The sequence below is a fragment of the Asticcacaulis sp. AC460 genome, from assembly GCF_000495795.1.
Lineage (GTDB): Bacteria > Pseudomonadota > Alphaproteobacteria > Caulobacterales > Caulobacteraceae > Asticcacaulis.
This window is the reverse complement of sequence record NZ_AWGD01000003.1, coordinates 1-16,183: the sequence shown is the minus strand read 5'-3', so window position 1 is coordinate 16,183 and position 16,183 is coordinate 1. Positions and strand designations below refer to the sequence as shown.

Genomic DNA, 16,183 nt, shown 5'->3' with positions numbered 1-16,183 from the left:
AAAGCCGGCGTCGAGACGCTGTCGCGCTGGGACAGGTTTGCAACAGAGCCTTGGCAGACGGTATTTTGTGCATTGTCAGAAACCACGCGCCGTGGCACTCCTTTGCCTATTAGGAAACGATGTTATTTTGGGTCGGGCCGCCCAGCCTGCTGCCGACCTGTCACACAGGGCTGATCGGGTGCCCCATGCGCAAAGACTTCTCGCTCGACGACGCGGCCGAAAAGACCTCGGTCCTCGATACCAGCCCCGCCAACGGACAGGTGCTTTTGAACGCGGCGGCCGCGACGCCCGGCTGGACCGGCGCTGCCGTCAGTCTCCCGGATGTCGACGCCACGGCCATCGCAACCTTTGCCGATGCGCTTCTGCACAACGACGATATGCGCGGATGGATGGAAAGTTTCAACCGCTCCAGTTTCGTTGGTGATGCCGGCGACAACAGCCTCACAGGCGGGAATGGCAACGACTACCTGTACGGGAATGACGGCAATGACACCCTAACCGGTGGCAATGGCTTCGACTACCTGTACGGCAACAACGGGAATGACCGGCTGGTCGATGTGTTCGACGGGTCCTACGGGGCCGTTATGGTTGGAGGTGCGGGCAACGACACCTACTGGATCTTTGCGGGATTTGATTACACCGTCATTGAAAACGATGCGGAAGGCATAGACGAGATCGGGGTAGTCGACAGAAATAGTATTACTTTATTCGACAACGTCGAAATCCTGCGGATGAGCGGGGCTTCCTTCACTGGTCGGGGCAACGCTTTGGACAATAAGATTATTGGCGGCACGCGTGACAATAGTCTTTTTGGCGAAGAGGGTAACGATTCGCTCATCGGCGGCGAGGGCGCCGACACCATGGAGGGCGGGATCGGCGATGATACCTACGTCGTCGAGCCCGATGGCGATGTGATCGTCGAAGACATCAATGCCGGTACCGATCTGGTCAGGACCACAGGCAGTTTCGACTATACCTTGTCGGCCAATGTCGAAAACCTGATCATGGGAGGCGCTGGAATAGGTCGCGGCAACGAGACGAACAACCATCTTACCGGCTCGAACTCTGACGATATTCTGGTTGGTTTTGGGGGCAACGACAAGCTGGACGGAGGGGGGGGCGGCAATGACACCTTGGACGGGGGGCAGGGCAACGACAGCTACTATCTCAACCACACCAGCGTTTATATGTTTGAAGCGTCCGGCGCCGGGATTGACGAGGTCTTTACGACACTCAGCCTGACCCTGGCGGCTAATTTCGAAAACCTCAACCTGGTAAGCGGCCATATCTATGGCTACGGCAATGGCCTCGCCAACTATATCCAGGGCAGCACAGGCGATAATACGATCAACGGCGGGGACGGCAACGACACCCTCATCGGTGGTGGCGGCCATGACCTTTTCTGGGGCGAACTCGGCAACGATTCGATGTCAGGCGGCACCGGCAATGACACCTACCATGTCGAACAGGCGGGTGACATCGTCTTCGAAGCGTCCGGCAACGGAACGGACAAGGTCCGCGCTGACCTGGCCACGACCTACACGCTGCCCGACAACGTCGAAATACTGCAGCTGACGGGGAGCGGCAATGGCACGGGCAACGCCATCAGCAATTGGTTGACCGGTTCGCATGTCGCCAACATCCTGAGCGGCCTGGGGGGCCACGATACCCTGACCGGCGAGGAGGGCAACGATACCCTGGCCGGAGGCGACGGCAATGACGACCTCAACGGCGGCACGGAAGTCGATAGCATGTCGGGCGGGCTGGGGAATGACACCTACCATGTCGATTCCGCAGGGGAAGTGGTCGACGAGGCCGCCAACGCCGGCATCGACGACGTCTTTACCACGGTTACCCTGGCCCTGGCAGCCAATGTCGAGAACGCAACCCTGGTGATCGGCGGGCTGGGCGCTTTGGGCAACAGTCTTGCCAACCGCCTCACAGGCAGCAGCGGTAACGATCAGCTCCTCGGCCAGGACGGCAACGACACCCTCGCCGGCATGGAGGGGAATGACACCCAGCTGGGCGGTAACGGCAGCGATAATCTCAGTGGCGGCGACGGCAGCGACGTCCTGGACGGCGGTGCGGGCATCGACACCTTTGCCGGCGGCCTGGGCAACGACACCTTCGTGATTGACGTCACGGGCGAGGTTATTTCCGAAGCCGCCGACGCCGGCCTGGACGAAATCTATGCCGCCGTCACCGTGTTCATGGGCAGCAATATCGAGAACCTGACCTTGCTGGCCGGCAATCTGGCCGGTTTCGGCAACGACCTGGCGAACCGCCTCATGGGCAGCACCGGCGATGACTACCTCAGCGGGCAGAACGGCAACGATACCGCCTACGGCCTGGGCGGCAACGATACCCTGATCGGCGACAGCGGCGACGATGCCCTGGACGGTGGCGAAGGCAACGACCAGTTGACCGGAGGCCTGGGGACCAATCAGGTCTATGGCGGGCTGGGTGACGACACCGTCTATGCCGGCGACGCGGTCTTCGGTGTCACGGGAGGCGTGCTGGACGGTGGCGATGGCAATGATTGGCTCGACCTCAGCGTCAATACCGCCGCGATCAGTCTGAACCTGGCAACCGGGGCCAACGGTTTTTCGGCCACGGTGACGGCCTTTGAACATCTCAACAGCGGTTCCGGCAACGATTTCATCGGCGGCACGGACGGCAATAACGTCCTGGCCGGCAATGGCGGCGCGGATACAGTCCTGGCCGGATTGGGCCACGATTCGGTCACCGGCGGCGACGGCAATGACTGGCTGGACGGCGGCGACGGCGACAACACCATCGTCGGCGGGGCCGGCAATGACACCCTGATCGGCACCATCAACGGCTACAATGTCGTGCTGGACGGCGGCGACGGCTACGACCTGGCCGATGTCTCACCCTACGGCGGCGATTACATCATCGATATGGTGACCGGTGAGACCGGATTTGGCGGCGAGGCCATCATCAATATCGAAGCCCTGGTCACCGCCGGTGGTAACGACCATATCGTCGGCAATGCCGCGGCCAACCAGATCTCGGTCAATGCCGGCAATGACACCGTCCTGGCCGGTGCGGGCGCCGACTTCGTCACCGGCGGTGACGGCATGGACCAGATCTTCGGCGAAGGCGATGACGATAGCCTTTACGGTCTCGACGGCGATGACGAGCTGAACGGCGGGGCCGGGCACGACGCGATATATGGCGGCAGCGGCAATGACACGGTGACGGTGGCCGACGGCGACGACGGGTTCGATACGGTCGACGGCGAAGACGGCATGGATTTTCTGGACGCCAGCGCCCTCACCTATGACCTGTCGCTGACCCTGGTGGACGGATGGACCAATGTCGCGGCCAGCTTCGCCGGCTTCGAAGGCGTGATGACCGGTTCCGGCAACGACACGATCATCGGCACCGCGGCGCTGGACTATATCCAGACCGGCGGCGGCAATGACTGGCTGAACGGCGGCGCGGGCGCCGACATCCTGTTCGGCGAGGCCGGCAACGACGTCTATTTCTTTACGACGGGCGATCTCCTGATTGAAATGGCCGACGGCGGCACCGACGGCGTCTACAGCGCCGATAGCATCAGCCTTTCGGACAATATCGAGAATGTCTTCCTGACTGGGGTGGACGCCGTCAACGCGACCGGCAATGCCGCCGCCAACAGCCTCATCGGCAATGCCAACCACAATGTCCTGGACGGCGGCGGCGGGGCCGATACCCTGGCCGGCGGATCGGGCGACGACAGCTATTATGTCGACTCAACGGGCGACAGCGTCGTCGAAGCCAATAGCGCCGGCACCGACAGCCTGTTTTCGAGCGTCACCTATAGCCTCAACGGCCGCTATATCGAATTCCTGACCCTGACCGGCGCCGCCAATATCAACGCCACCGGCAACAGCCTGGGCCAGACCCTGACCGGCAACAGCGGCAACAACAGCCTGACAGCGCTGGGCGGCAATGACCGTCTGGATGGCGGAAGCGGCGGCGCGGACACCCTGATCGGCGGCATTGGCGACGATACCTACGTCATCACCACCCCCGGAGATACGGTCACCGAAGCGGCGAATGAAGGTTCGGACCTGGTCGAATCGGCCATCACCTACACCCTGGCCGCCGAGGTCGAGCGCCTGACCCTGACCGGATCGGCCAATATCAGCGGCACCGGCAACGGGCTGCACAATATCCTGATCGGCAATGCCGGCAACAACACCCTGACCGGCGGCGACGGCAACGACACCTACTACGTCCAGAATGCGGCCGACCACGTCTCCGAAGCCAGCAATGCCGGTCTCGACACCGTCATCTCTTCGGTAACCTACAGCCTGGCGGGCAAGCAGGCCGAGGTCCTGATCCTGACCGGGTCGGACAATCTCAATGCCACCGGCAATGGCCTGCTCAATGTGCTGACCGGCAACAGCGGCAGCAATGTGCTGGACGGCGGGGCGGGTCACGACAGCCTGGACGGCGGGGCTGGGGCCGACAGCCTGATCGGCGGTACCGGCAACGACACCTATGGCGTCGACAATGCCGGCGACACGATCACCGAACTGGCCGGCGGCGGCGCGGACCTGGTCAATGCGTCGGTCACCTATACCTTGTCGGCGGATGTCGAGGCCCTGACCCTGACCGGGGCGGCGGCCATCGATGGCACCGGCAATGCCGGCAACAACACCCTAACCGGCAACGGCGCCAAGAACGTCCTGGCCGGGGGCGCGGGCAACGACACCTACTATATCCAGACCGCGACGGATAACGTCGTCGAACTGTCGGGAGAGGGAACCGACGTCATCTACTCGACCGTGAGCTATAGCCTCAACGGCCGGTACGCCGAAACCCTTATCCTGACCGGATCGGCCGGTGTCAGCGCCACCGGCAATTCGCTGGGGAACACCCTGACCGGAAATGACGGGATCAACACGATCAACGGCAAGGGTGGCAAGGATATCCTGGCCGGCGGGCTTGGGGCGGACGTCTTCCTTTTCGAAGCGGCATCCGGTCTCGACACCATCACCGATTTCAACGCCGCCCAGAACGACGTCATCAATGTTAATGCCTATACCGGCGGCGTGGCCAATAACGGCATGCTTGCCCAGGTGGGCGGCAATGTCGTCATCACGCTGAGCGCCGGCAATGTCATCACCGTCAACACGGCTCTGGTTGCCGACGTGCTGAGCCATATGGTGTGGTAGACCCTTAGGCCGGCCGGGAGGCGCGCGGGACGGGGCCGCAACCTGCGCCAGATTACCGTGACACCATATGGAATCCCAAAACTTGGCCTTAGAGCGCATCCCAAAAAGTGTACCGCACTTTTTGGATTAAGATGCGCGTCAAAACAAACATCTAGAGCGGCGTTTTGAGTCTACCAAAACGCATCTCGCTCTAGCGCCAGCGTTCAGAGCAGGATGACGCGCCTATCCAAAATCATCGTGCTCTACGCACACGACCTGTTTTCGGCCGGTCGCGCGTGCGGCCATACGGGCGCCGTGACCGCCCCGAGCGAAGGGCGGCCGAGGAAATATCCCTGCATCAACTCGACACCCATATCGCGCAGAACCTCAAACTCTGCGACGGTTTCGATGCCCTCGCAAATCACCCGGATGCCCAGGTCCTTCAGCATGTTCAGGGTATGGCTGAGAATCCTGCGCTTCACACCATCCGTGTCGATATCGCGAATGAGGTCCATATCGATCTTGACCAGATCGGGTTGAAATTTAGCCAGCAGGCCCAGTCCAGCATAGCCCGAGCCGAAATCGTCGATCGCTGTCTGGAAACCCATGGCCCGATACGATCGCAGAATATTCAACAAATGACCGGTATCCAGCTTTTCCGACTCGGTGAACTCAAAGATGATCCGCTTGAGCGGGAAATCATACTTCATCGCCGCCGCGAGGGTGAGGCGAATACAGGCTCTGGGCTCGTAGACGGCATTGGGGAGAAAATTGATCGACAGGCTGGTGCCCTCACCGGCGAATTTCAAACCCGCGGCCATCTCTACCGCCTTGACTCGGCAGGCCTGATCAAAGGCATATCGGTTGTGATCCGAAACCTGCCCCAGAACGTGACCCGCGCCTTCACCGTTGATGCCACGAACCAGCGCTTCCTGGGCGAAAACGGTACCATCTGCCAGATTTAAGATGGGTTGAAACGCCATAGTGATCGGCAGCTCAAAGCCCGCCCCGTCGCGACAGCCGCTGCACGTGTTTACGCCGCTCATGTTTTCAACTCCAACCCAATCCTGTCGCGCGAACCTACAACAAGGAAGTTGAAGAACTCTGAAACGATCGCGTCGGCAGGTGCGGATGCCAGTGACTTCGACGGATTGTGCGTCGCCATGAAGTCGATCACGGCCGGGGCGACGGTGCCCCGGATTCCAATTCATGTCCGCACCCGGTCAGTTCGACATAGGTGTTCGACTTGCCGGCGGCGTCCAGTCTGTCGCGCAAGGTCCGGCTCTGTTTCCTCAGGGCTTGTCGCGGTATTTCTGACGCAGCGACCCTATTCGCTTGACCTTGCCGCGAAACAGGCGGCACGTGTTTTCATCAGTTAACGAAGCGGGATTGCGGCACAAGCCCCATTGATCTTTTTCGCCTGCATCGCGAGCCCGCCCTGGGTCGGATCCAGCCTTGAGACATCCTTGAAGCGGAAAAGCAGCGCTTGGACGATCAAGGATCAGCCGTGGATATCGAACAGGACTCCAAATCTCTTTACCGCGCGATCGAAAAGGATCGCTCGACCCTCCTCCAGGAATGGGTCAAGGCGCAGCAGCTGGCGCTTAACCGGCAAAGCGTCATCAAGGAAAAGGAGCTGACCGAACAGTGCAACCTGTTCCTTCAGCACTTCATCGCCGCCAGTCGCGACGGCAATCTCGACGATATGTCAACGCCGGAATGGCAGGCCGCCTACAAGGTCCTCGATGACGTTTCGCGCAAACGCAGCGAACTGGGCCTTTCGCCTTCCGAAATCGCGACCTTTGTGTTTTCGTTCAAGAAGCCGCTGTTTGCCGCGATCAACACTGCCAATGAAGGCTCGTCCGCCGACCTGATGACCGCGATCTGGCTGGCTACCCTGCTCCTCGACCGTCTGGGCCTCTATACCATCGAAGTCTACATCAAGACGCGCGAAGTCATTATCAAGCGCCAGCAGGAGGACATGCTGGAGCTGTCGACCCCGGTCGTCAGCCTGGCCGACGGCATACTGGCCCTGCCCCTGATCGGTACGCTGGACAGCGCCCGCACCCAGGTCGTCATGGAATCGCTGCTGCAACGCATCGTCGAGACCGGCTCGACGGTCGCCATCATCGACATTACCGGCGTTCCCACTGTCGATACCCTGGTCGCCCAACATCTGTTGAAAACGGTTACCGCGGCGCGGCTGATGGGGGCCGACTGCATGATCAGCGGCATCCGTCCGCAAATCGCCCAGACCATTGTCCACCTGGGCGTCGAACTCGGCTCGGTGGTCACCAAGGCGACCCTGGCCGCGGCCTTCTCGGCCGCGCTCGAACGGCTGGGCCTGAGCATTACCCGTACCCGGGCCAAGGTGTAGGGCACGGCGTCATGGAACGTATTCCCATTCTGCGCCTGGGCAGTCATCTGCTGGTTACCATCCAGGTCGACATGCATGACCGGCTGGCCATGGCGCTGCAGGACGACCTGACCAACCGGATCGCCAGGACCGGGGCCAGGGGCGTGCTGATCGATATTTCCGCCCTCGAAATCGTCGATTCCTTCATCGGCCGCGTCATCTCCAACATTTCCGGTATGTCGCGGATCCTCGACGCCCATACGGTGATTGTCGGCATGCAGCCGGCGGTCGCCATTACCCTGGTCGAACTGGGCCTGACCCTGCCCGGTGTCCTGACGGCGCTGGACGTCGATAAGGGGATGAACCTTCTGAAAGGTATGTCCGGCGGTTCCGGCGAAGGGATTCTCGATGACAGTGAGGACGCCTGAAACCCTCATGCTCATCGTCGAGTCCGACATTGTCCTGGTCCGCCGTGAGGTCAAGGCCTGGGCGGTGGACATCGGCTTCGGTCTGGTCGACCAGACAAAGCTGGTCACCGCCTGCAGTGAACTGGCGCGCAACACCATCATCTATGGCGGCGGCGGCAGCGTGACTCTGGAACAGATTGAAGATTTTCCCCGGCGCGGCCTTCGGCTGACCTTCGAGGATCGCGGCCCGGGAATCGCCAATCTGGATCTGGCCCTGAGCGATGGCTACACGACGGGTGGCGGCATGGGCCTCGGGCTCAGCGGCGCGCGCCGTCTTAGCAACGAGTTCGACATCGTGACGGCACCTGGCGAAGGCACCCGCGTCACGATCGCGAGGTGGCGATGAGCGTGTTTCGTCAATCCATCGCCATCGCGATCGACAAACTGCACGATGTCGGCGACTGCCGGCGTCAGGTCGCAGCCCTGGCCAAGGCGCTCGATTTCGGTGAAACCACCGAAGGCAAGACGGCCCTGGTTGTGACCGAACTGGCGACCAACCTCGTAAAACACGGTGGCGGCGGCAGCATCATCGTCAGGGGGCTGCCGTCAGCCGAATACGCCGGCATCGAAATCCTGTCGCTGGACAAGGGCCCCGGCATGGATGTCGAACGTTGCCTGCGCGACGGCTATTCGACGACCGGAAGCCCCGGAACGGGCCTGGGCGCGATCAGCCGGCTGGCCAACACCCTCGACATCTATTCACTTCCCGGCAAGGGGACGGTCCTGGCGGCGTCGCTATGGCAACTGCCGTTCGGCAAGGTGGCGCCCGAACTCGATACCGGCGCCGTCTGCCTGCCGATACACGGCGAGCACCGCTGCGGCGACGGCTGGGGGCTGCATCAGAGCCACAACCGTGTCCGCATGATGGTCAGTGACGGACTGGGACACGGCGACCTGGCGGCCGAAGTCAGCGACCTTGCTGTCGCAACCTTCATCGCGCGTGACGACCTGGGGCCCGGTGAGCTCCTCCATGCTTTGAACCTTGTGTTGAAACCCACCCGTGGCGCCGCGATGGCCGTCCTGGACATCGATCTGGAAACCGATATCCTGACCTTCGCCGGCATCGGCAATATCGGAGCCTGTCTCTTCACCGGGCCCAGGTCGCGCGGCATGGTGTCGATGAACGGCATCGTGGGCCACCAGATGCGCCGGGTGTCTGAGTTCACCTACCCCTGCGGTCCGGACGACGTTGTCATGATGCACTCCGACGGTGTGTCGCCACGCTGGCGGATGGAGGACTATCCCGGCCTGGCCTTCCGTTCGGCCAATCTGATCGCCGGTACCTTTTACCGCGACTTCGGCCGGCTGAAAGACGATGCGACCATCCTCACCTTTCGCAGGCGTCGCCCTTGAACCTTCCTCTTCTCACCGTCGCCATCCGCTTCGAACAGGACGTCGTCCTGGCCCGGCGCCGCGCCCGGCAAATCGCGAAACTGCTGGACTTCGGCGGCCAGGACCAGATCCGCATTGCCACGGCGGTTTCCGAGTTGGCGCGCAACGTCTTTCAATACACCAGCGGCGGCCGGGTCGAGTTTTCCGTCGAAACCGGCTCACCGGACAGGTTCAGGATTCGGGTGACCGATTCAGGCAAAGGCATCGCCGACCTGGACCTCATCCTGTCCGGGGGGTACCAGTCCACAACCGGCATGGGCCTGGGCCTGCTGGGGGCAAAACGGCTGGTCGACGACTTCGACATTACCACCCATCCAGCGACCGGCACCGCCATCGTGCTGTGGCGCAGCCTGCCGCCGGGGACGGCTTCGCTGTCTCCTGCGCGGGTCGATCATATTGTTCAGGCGCTGATGCGCGAAGAAGCCCAGAATCCGTTCGAGGAGATGCAGGGCCAGAACCAGGAACTTCTGGCCGCGATCGACGAGGTGCGGCGCCACGAGCAGGCCTTGACGGAACTCAATCTCGCCCTGGAAGCCGCGTTGGCCAGGGCCGAGACCGCCAGCAACGCCAAGACCGAGTTCCTGGCCAATATGAGCCACGAAATCCGCACGCCGCTGAACGCCATTGTGGGGCTGACGACCCTGTTGGCGCGGACAGACATGTCGCCGCAGCAGCAGAAGTACGTTTCGGTCCTTGGCCAAAGTGCGTCGTCCATGGCGATCCTGGTCAGCGATCTGCTCGATATCGGCAAGATCGAAGACAACAAGATCGTGCTCGAAGCCATTGCTTTCGACATTTCGGACGTCGCCCGGCGCGTCGTTGAGATGGCTGCGATCGGGCTCGGCAAGACGGACGTCCAGGTGACGTTCGAGTCAAGTCTTGACGAGGGTGCACACTTTATTGGCGATCCCCAGCGCATCCACCAGATTCTGCTCAACCTGGTCAGCAACGCCATCAAATTCACCATTGAGGGCACGGTTTCTGTCACCGTCGCCATCCGGTCGCAGGACACCCACGGGGCCGTTCTGGAGATCAAGGTTTCGGACACCGGCATTGGCATTGCGCCGGACGCCGTGCTCAGGATATTCGACAAGTTCGTTCAGGCCGACAGCTCGACGACGCGGCGGTTCGGCGGCAGCGGACTGGGCCTTTCGATCGCCCGCAGCCTGGCGGAACGGATGGGCGGGGAGCTTTCCGTCACCAGCACGGTCGGCCTTGGTTCGGTGTTTTCCTTCACGCTGCCCCTGCCGCGCGCCAGCGTGGCGCTGCCCCTGAACGCGCCTGTTGTGGTGGATTCGATCCGTGCAATGCCCGATGTCAGCGTCCTCGTCGTTGAAGACAACGAGGCGAATATACTGGTCGCCACGGCCTTTCTGGAAGATCTCGGCTGCCGGGTCCGCGCGGTTCGCAGTGGGATGGAAGCCCTGGCGTGTCTGCAGCGGCAGCCGATCGATATCATCCTGATGGACATTCAGATGGAGGGTATGGACGGCTTTGAGACCACCCGGCAGGTGAGGGCCTGGGAAGCGCGCGAGGCTCAGAAGCGACGGCCGATTATTGCCATGACGGCCTATGGCGCCCAGGGTGACCGCGAAAAGTGCATCGCCGCAGGTATGGACGATTATCTCACCAAACCTATCGATACCAAGCTGTTCGGCGAGGTTCTGAAGCTCTATGGCTGAGATAACTTGCCGGTAGGCGCAAGGCGAAGCCCCGAAACTTCAGCGTCGACAACATGTCACCGAAAATACCGAGCGTGAAGTTACGAATGAGGAGGCCGGAAGGTCCAGCCGACAGGATACTGCTAGGAATCTCCAATCCGAAAACAGAATGACACCCAAGGGGAACAGTCTGAAGCCACTCCGCTACAAATTAGCACCAGCGCTGACGCTGTCCGCGCCAAGTTCGAGCAAGGCCTTCTCTTACAAGATTGTCACCAAGAGAATGCCCTCTACGAAAAACGACGGCGAGTTTGCGCCCATATCGATCTCGCGGATTGGTCATATCCGACCTCAAATCAAAATCTCCGGAATTCAATAGCACGATCAACCGTGACGCCGCCCGTGTTCCAAGATCACGTTCGTACGAGCATTTAGGTTCATGGATTTCAGGAGCGTCTATGTCTGCGATTCTGATTTTCTCGCCATGAAGCCAGAATGTATCTCCGTCAACAACGCAGTTTTCCCGGACATCTCCGCATCTGTCGAAAGTGGGAGCCTCTGCGATATGGATAAAGTCATATTCGGAAGCGTCGTGTCCCGACGTAGCATCGGGCTCTTGTGATCCTCGGAATCGATCCGTCGAGGCGGGCAAGTCCGACTTAGACACTTGTTTATGGTTATCTTTGCTCAGATCGTGCAGCAGCCACACGGTAATCACCGCCGCGGCACCGGCTATCACAAGTACTATGTCTCTAAATTGAAATCGCGGCATTTTTAAGCTGTTACGTAAGTGTGTCAAACTGGGGGCGGAGTTACTCGCGCCTATTGGTCAGAGATCCAAACCATCCCACAATATAACGAACAACGGACTCCAATCCCAATTTACGAGTTGTCGTTGCGCTTGGCGTTGGTCCAGGTTCCGTTATGTGATGTTGTGGTTCATCTGAGTGAGGGGCTGGAAAAAAAATAGCATCGGCTGGGGGCATTGGCGATGGCTCCACGTCGAGTGAGGTCTCATCCTGCTGAATAGCCCAATCCGAGGAAGTGATCGCCTTCTGCTCAAGTGGTCCAACTGATGCTTGAGTCGGTGCCGGCCGACTACGGCCTTCCTGAATCAAGCCGCGACGTTCAAGTGATAGTCTCAGGCGCCTCAGATTTGCATCAATGTCGTCCATCACTTTTGCTCCAGTGACTTAACCTGTTCAGTTGAGCGTCTCAGGCGAATTTCAATACGCCGTCTGGTCTGGTCGCTTTTGGTAGAACTGCCGTCTGCGGCCTTGTCCACCGGTACGATCATTTGCGCGCCGGACAATGGCAAGATGGTTAAGCCTTTGAGCTTTGGGTCAGCTCGTAGAATACGAACGACCGCAACTGCACGCGCGGTCGCGAGACCAGCATTGTCGGTGGAGTGCAGAGATTCAATGGGCGTGCCGTTGTTTGATGCCGAAATCAGCAGCTTGTCCAAATTACTTTGGCCAACCATAGGCACTTCGTCCGTGTGGCCAATGACTTCCACAACGTCGACTCCATAGTCATCGATATACTGTCTAAGCAGCGGAATAATGGTCGTATGCAGCTTCTTTTCGAAGTCCGGGCGCAGCGTCGCTTTTCCACTCTCGAAATAATAACCACCTGCCTCGCTCAAGCTGAAGAATGGCGGCCATTCCCCTTTTTTGCCAAGCGTCGCTCTCGAAACTGCCTTTTCAGCAAACTCGTAAGGGTTGTGTGCACCATTTTGCTCGGCGGCTTCACGTACTTTTTTGCCAAGTTCGGCGTCTTTCGCCAGGGTTGCTGTCGCACCTGCCAGGCCCGCACTTTCGACGGCTTTGCGATCTTCGATAGCCCGCACTAGCTCCTTGTAATAATCATCAGAAGTTTTGGCTTCGGGGTAAGCTTGCTGAATAGCTTCGATCAACCGGCTGCCAGTTCCGTCGCTTATAGCCTGAATCTTCTTGTCGCGATTGGCCAATGCGGCCGCTAGTGCCATTAGGAGGAGGAAAATCAGCAGAATCATAATTTCTGCGATCGTTAATCCCAGAATTAGGCCTCGCCGGTAGGTCTTATCCTGACGGATGTCGTACTGCGACATTACGCACGACCTTCAGCGACATTGGCGAGTTTCTCAGTCATGTCGGCTAGAGCACTATGAACCTTCGTAACCAATTCTCTGGATCGGTCCAGTTCGGTCTGCAAACCTTCATTATGTCTTTGGGATAGCTCCAAGGATGACTGCGTTTCCCTAGTAAGTCGAGCGTGTACCTGATCGTGAAGTTCCGATATTTTTTCTACCTGACGGCCGAGCACCTCGCCGGCATCTGTCAGCTTAGAAATTGCGTTTTCCACGGATCGCGCGGGGCCAGTTTTTAGTTCGGATAGTTGCCGGTCCGTCTCTTCTCTAATGGAGCTGAGGCTTTTTTCGAAACCTGACACCGCGTCCGCGAGGCGTTCCGAGGCTCGCGTTGCCGCTTCGCTTGCATTTCCCGCAGATGTTGCGGCGACCGTGGCACTATCGGCGCTGCGCTGCAATGCTATAGTTGAGGTTAACGCGCTCTCGGCAACGTCCTTAGCTGCGACCGCGGCGCTTCCCAATGAGTTATGTGCCGCGCTCAGCTTTTCCAATGACTCCCCGTGCTTTTCCAACTTTGTTACGAGGGAGTTGAAGGAATTGGAAAATTGCTTAGAACGCGACGAGAAGTCATCCGATTCCGTCCTGATGGATTGGTTTGCTGTTTCGACAAGATCCTTCAGGCCTTCGATCGATGTTTTGGTAAAAGCTTCCATATTTGAGGTCGCCGCTTCATGCATTTCCTGCATGGATTGCTGCAATTGGCGGCTGAAGTCGTTCATTTGAACGACCACTCCATTCAATTCGGCTTTTAGGCGCGTCGAGGCCTCGGTTAACTCAAGCCGTGCCTGTTCCTCCACATTTTCGAGATCTGGTCGCCCCTGATTAAAAAATACTCTCAAAATGAGACCGACTACTGTGGTGGCCAAGGCGATCCCAAATCCACTGACTATCGTCGCGGCGGTGTTATTAGGATCGAATGTAAATATTGCGTAGGAAAGGCTAGCCAATGTGTAGATGAGGCCGAGATAGTAGCAATTGTCTCCCGCCTGATCCGCTCTGACACGGCCGGTTCCCATTCGGCTAATAAGTAAAGCATAAGCGCTCATCGTAGCGACGGCCGACAAAGCAACAATAATCGGATTCACGCCTAGATACTTCACCAAAGGAATGACAAGAAAGCCAATCACAGCGAAAGCCATGAAGCCCCACTGATCGATAAAACCTCTATCTCTCAAACGATCTAAGAATCTTATTTTACTCATCATTACCCACTCACCGTATAAACGCGTTTCAGTTTTCCGCCTTCTTTGTCGATAATTTTCTCCCAAAGCTCCGGGAGAGCTCTCGGTTGGGTCTGATTCGAGTCCGATCGTTGCAGCATCCATAGTTCGACGTCTGTGTCTCTCAAGTCAGTGCGAACACGGCTGAAATCTTGACCGTTAGTGAAGGGTACTGGATCGGGAAGTGCCTTGTAAAAGCTCACCGATGACGTGTTTTGTAGAAGGTCGGAAGCAACAACCAACCGCTTAGGGATATCGCCAATAGACGGCTTATTCAGCTCGGTAAGCGCAACAGACTGAATGGATTCCAAAATCGGCGATTGGTCAGCTCCTGAGGCAGTCAAGAGTTGGTCATAAGCGGCTTTTAGGGGGGCGACGAACCTTTCATCATGGAGCTTTTCAAGCCGAGCCGGGTTACCGTTCATTTCCGTTTCGTCTTTCGCCGATCCCGGATTGCAGCGAACAATCACAGGTACGAGCAACCTGTCCGAAACCGGATCGACCTTTACTACGACTAGCTTACCGTAACGTGGAATGTCATCAACCAACCTGTCCAACTGATTGAGGAAATCCTGTCTCTGGGGCAAGTTCATGGGGTCTGTCACATCCACAAGCAGAACGGTAACGCTTTTGGGTCGTGCTGGGCATTGTGTCTCTGGGTCAAGTGGGGGGTGAGACATAACCGTCTTGAAATAGAAGAAGCCTACCAATCCGAGAATCGCGATAACACCGCCGATATTCCGGACGGCTTTGAACATCTCGTCCTGTTTCCGCTTCTTACTTGTTGATGCCGGCTTGGCCATGCGCTAAACTCTCCTTAATTTTGTCTAGATGCTCAAAGCTTTTGATCGCCTCCTGATAAGCTTCCCCAATGGTCTTAATAGAGGCTTCCAAAACTTCCTGAGCACGCACGACTTCAGCATCAATCGATGCCTCAACCTCATCTGCCGGTAATTCGGTTCGGCGCAGCTGCCACTTTTTTTGAAAGTTTTTTGGCGTATTTCCATCGGAGCGAGAGCGCACGTTTTCCGCTCTATAGAGCCCCAAAAGGAAATTCCCCATTTCCTCGAGATATGTCTGGTGTTCGCGGTAGCGCATTCTATGGGTCTCGCGCGCTACGAGTATTTGTCCTCGTTCCCGAAACTGCGCTCCCAACTGGCTCCGAATGGCAGTTGCTGAAGCGGTGGCTTCGTCACGAATTTCCTTCAGTTCGTCCAGCGATTCCTTGATGGCATCAGCATACGCTTCACAGCGGTCCTCGTGCCGCCTGTAAATGGGACCGTATCCTGGATAGGGATCATCCTCTTTGAAGGCCACGGTCGCCGATACCATGGCGAACAGTAGACCTGCCGCAAGCAAGCCGTAAGAATATAAGCTGTCAAACAGCAACGGACGCTGGACGAATAGACCAAGCGCTGCGGTCTCCGGCGTCGAAAGCCCATCCGCCTTTGCATCCCGGTAGTGACCAGCGACCAAATTCCAGGTAATCAGGAAGGTGATCCAAAGAGAAATGACTACAATACCAATAATTTTTTGTTGGACGTCTTTATGAAGCAGTTTTGGCCAGAATGCACGACCCACAAGCGCCGAGGTAATAATGTTAATTGCAGCTACGATACATGCTGCGACAAAACCGCCTAATAGTCCATAATCGTCGTTGACTCTGAGAAAGCCTGTGTTGAAAGCCGCTTCCACGAGCCAAAAAATGCCAACTATAGACCACGCGTAAACTGGACCGATAGCTCTGTGTGCGGGACGCTTTAGTCCGTGATCTTCTTTGAACCTCGCAAG

The 16,183-nt window shown here is 58.4% G+C and carries 12 protein-coding genes; 6 read left to right on the top strand and 6 right to left on the bottom strand.

The window, feature by feature from the left end:
* Positions 1 to 185: 185 nt before the first annotated feature.
* A complete protein-coding gene (locus ABAC460_RS49490; protein WP_023451629.1) occupies positions 186 to 5,189 on the top strand; it encodes a beta strand repeat-containing protein in 5,004 nt (1,667 codons plus the stop codon).
* Positions 5,190 to 5,431: 242 nt separating this feature from the next.
* On the opposite strand, the gene ABAC460_RS0124070 is transcribed toward ABAC460_RS49490, so the two are convergent.
* Positions 5,432 to 6,214 (bottom strand): EAL domain-containing protein, encoded by a 783-nt coding sequence (locus ABAC460_RS0124070; RefSeq protein WP_035425825.1) that lies wholly within the window; start codon positions 6,212 to 6,214, stop codon positions 5,432 to 5,434.
* Positions 6,215 to 6,675: 461 nt separating this feature from the next.
* On the opposite strand from ABAC460_RS0124070, the gene ABAC460_RS26675 reads away from it, so the two are divergent.
* From ABAC460_RS26675 to ABAC460_RS0124065, 5 genes are read left to right on the top strand one after another with little or no spacing between them, the layout of a single operon-like run.
* Positions 6,676 to 7,545, top strand: a complete 870-nt coding sequence (locus ABAC460_RS26675) for an STAS domain-containing protein (protein WP_023451625.1) — start codon at positions 6,676 to 6,678, stop codon at positions 7,543 to 7,545.
* 11 nt (positions 7,546 to 7,556) lie between these two features.
* On the top strand, positions 7,557 to 7,952 hold the full coding sequence (locus ABAC460_RS26670; RefSeq protein ID WP_023451624.1) for an STAS domain-containing protein: 396 nt from the start codon (positions 7,557 to 7,559) through the stop codon (positions 7,950 to 7,952).
* Positions 7,933 to 8,337, top strand: coding sequence for an anti-sigma regulatory factor (locus tag ABAC460_RS26665; RefSeq protein ID WP_031236270.1), 405 nt, complete (start codon positions 7,933 to 7,935; stop codon positions 8,335 to 8,337). Before ABAC460_RS26670 ends, ABAC460_RS26665 begins: the two co-directional genes overlap by 20 nt.
* On the top strand, positions 8,334 to 9,344 hold the full coding sequence (locus ABAC460_RS26660) for an ATP-binding SpoIIE family protein phosphatase (RefSeq protein WP_023451622.1): 1,011 nt from the start codon (positions 8,334 to 8,336) through the stop codon (positions 9,342 to 9,344). Before ABAC460_RS26665 ends, ABAC460_RS26660 begins: the two co-directional genes overlap by 4 nt.
* Positions 9,341 to 11,065 (top strand): ATP-binding protein, encoded by a 1,725-nt coding sequence (locus tag ABAC460_RS0124065; protein WP_023451621.1) that lies wholly within the window; start codon positions 9,341 to 9,343, stop codon positions 11,063 to 11,065. The genes ABAC460_RS26660 and ABAC460_RS0124065 overlap by 4 nt, the downstream gene beginning before the upstream one ends.
* Before the next feature lie 190 nt (positions 11,066 to 11,255).
* On the opposite strand, the gene ABAC460_RS51160 is transcribed toward ABAC460_RS0124065, so the two are convergent.
* From ABAC460_RS51160 to ABAC460_RS26640, 5 genes are all read right to left on the bottom strand, one after another.
* Positions 11,256 to 11,816 (bottom strand): thermonuclease family protein, encoded by a 561-nt coding sequence (locus ABAC460_RS51160; RefSeq protein WP_081716400.1) that lies wholly within the window; start codon positions 11,814 to 11,816, stop codon positions 11,256 to 11,258.
* Positions 11,817 to 12,218: 402 nt separating this feature from the next.
* Positions 12,219 to 13,133: an OmpA family protein gene (locus ABAC460_RS26655; protein WP_023451620.1), complete on the bottom strand. Its 915-nt coding sequence runs from the start codon at positions 13,131 to 13,133 to the stop codon at positions 12,219 to 12,221.
* Positions 13,133 to 14,377, bottom strand: coding sequence for a hypothetical protein (locus ABAC460_RS26650; protein ID WP_023451619.1), 1,245 nt, complete (start codon positions 14,375 to 14,377; stop codon positions 13,133 to 13,135). Before ABAC460_RS26650 ends, ABAC460_RS26655 begins: the two co-directional genes overlap by 1 nt.
* A complete protein-coding gene (locus ABAC460_RS26645; protein WP_023451618.1) occupies positions 14,377 to 15,195 on the bottom strand; it encodes a hypothetical protein in 819 nt (272 codons plus the stop codon). The genes ABAC460_RS26650 and ABAC460_RS26645 overlap by 1 nt, the downstream gene beginning before the upstream one ends.
* Positions 15,170 to 16,183 (bottom strand): hypothetical protein (locus tag ABAC460_RS26640; protein ID WP_023451617.1); only part of this gene is annotated, 1,014 nt, incomplete at its 5' end. The genes ABAC460_RS26645 and ABAC460_RS26640, both read right to left, overlap by 26 nt.

Excerpts from the sequence above, each read along its gene's own strand:
- ABAC460_RS51160 (WP_081716400.1), bottom strand. The coding sequence starts at position 11,816 with ATGCCGCGATTTCAATTTAGAGACATAGTACTTGTGATAGCCGGTGCC.
- ABAC460_RS26655 (WP_023451620.1), bottom strand. The coding sequence starts at position 13,133 with ATGTCGCAGTACGACATCCGTCAGGATAAGACCTACCGGCGAGGCCTA.
- ABAC460_RS26665 (WP_031236270.1), top strand. The coding sequence starts at position 7,933 with ATGACAGTGAGGACGCCTGAAACCCTCATGCTCATCGTCGAGTCCGAC.
- ABAC460_RS26660 (WP_023451622.1), top strand. The coding sequence starts at position 8,334 with ATGAGCGTGTTTCGTCAATCCATCGCCATCGCGATCGACAAACTGCAC.
- ABAC460_RS26670 (WP_023451624.1), top strand. The coding sequence starts at position 7,557 with ATGGAACGTATTCCCATTCTGCGCCTGGGCAGTCATCTGCTGGTTACC.
- ABAC460_RS49490 (WP_023451629.1), top strand. The coding sequence starts at position 186 with ATGCGCAAAGACTTCTCGCTCGACGACGCGGCCGAAAAGACCTCGGTC.
- ABAC460_RS0124070 (WP_035425825.1), bottom strand. The coding sequence starts at position 6,214 with ATGAGCGGCGTAAACACGTGCAGCGGCTGTCGCGACGGGGCGGGCTTT.
- ABAC460_RS26650 (WP_023451619.1), bottom strand. The coding sequence starts at position 14,377 with ATGATGAGTAAAATAAGATTCTTAGATCGTTTGAGAGATAGAGGTTTT.
- ABAC460_RS26645 (WP_023451618.1), bottom strand. The coding sequence starts at position 15,195 with ATGGCCAAGCCGGCATCAACAAGTAAGAAGCGGAAACAGGACGAGATG.